The sequence below is a fragment of the Vibrio sp. 1159 genome (assembly GCF_033340395.1).
Classification (GTDB): Bacteria; Pseudomonadota; Gammaproteobacteria; order Enterobacterales; family Vibrionaceae; genus Vibrio; species Vibrio alginolyticus.
Genome location: NZ_JAWOWL010000173.1, coordinates 1 through 1,098, shown reverse-complemented (window position 1 = coordinate 1,098; position 1,098 = coordinate 1). Strand labels below are relative to the sequence as shown.

The following is a 1,098-nucleotide window of genomic DNA, read 5'->3' as shown; positions in this document are numbered from 1 at the left end:
TATACCCGTGATCATTGAAGATGCTTGATTTTCAATGAAATCAGGATCATGCTACGCACCATGAAAATAATACTGACTCCTCAACAGAAACAACAACTCGAAGAGATGCACGATTCAACTCGTGATGGTCGAGTGCGTGACCGTATCAAAGCGGTTTTACTTGCGTCTGAAGGTTGGAGTCAGACAATGATTTCTCAAGCTCTTCGTATTCACGAATCGACCGTTGCTCGACATCTCAGTGATTATGTTCTCTCTGAAAAACTTAAGCCTGAAAATGGTGGTAGCCAGAGCCGACTTTCTGCTGGACAAACCATGCAGCTTATCGAGCATTTGACTGAGAAAACGTTCTTTCACACCCACCAGATTGTCGCTTATGTACAAGCTGAGTTTGGTATCCGTTATACCGTTGCTGGAATGAACAAGTGGCTACATCATCACGGTTTCTCATATAAGAAGCCGAAAGGTGTACCGCACAAGTTTAATCCAGAGATGCAGCAAGCCTTTATCGAACATTACGATGAGACGCTAAGAAACAGCGAAGACCCTGTGTTGTTCATGGATGCGGTTCATCCTACGCAGTCAACAAAAGTCAGTTATGGCTGGATACGAAAAGGCCAAGACAAAGTTATTGAGACAACAGGCAGTCGAACTCGCCTTAATATTATCGGTGCGTTACCACTTCAAAATATTGGCGCAACGGTGACCGACTCGTATGACACGATAAACAGCGAGAGCATTGTTCGCTTCTTCTGGAAGCTCAAAAAGGAGCATTACCCGTTGGAGCAAAAAGTTCACTTAGTTCTTGATGGCGCAGCCTATCATCAGTCAGAGTTGGTGAAAAATGCAGCAAAAGTACTCAATATCGAGCTTCATTACTTGCCGCCTTACAGTCCAAATTTAAATCCCATCGAGCGGTTATGGAAAGTGATGAATGAGCATGCGAGGAACAATATTTACTTCTCCTCGAAGGTTGAATTTACAACGGCCATTAATGAATTTTTCAATGTAACGTTGCCAGAAGTTGCAGGCTCACTGGTATCTAGAATTACGGATAATTTTCAGATTTTGAAACCAGCATCTTCAAGTTGAACGGGTATA

1 protein-coding gene is annotated in these 1,098 nt (G+C 43.0%); it reads left to right on the top strand.

Annotation, left to right across the window (positions count from 1 at the left end):
* Positions 1-60 precede the first annotated feature (60 nt).
* Positions 61-1,089 carry an IS630 family transposase gene (locus R7127_RS26795; protein ID WP_258509544.1) on the top strand — a complete coding sequence of 343 codons (1,029 nt, stop codon included), beginning with the start codon at positions 61-63 and terminating at the stop codon, positions 1,087-1,089.
* Positions 1,090-1,098 lie beyond the last annotated feature (9 nt).

Coding starts and splice junctions, on each gene's coding strand:
- R7127_RS26795 (WP_258509544.1), top strand. CDS start 61: ATGAAAATAATACTGACTCCTCAACAGAAACAACAACTCGAAGAGATG.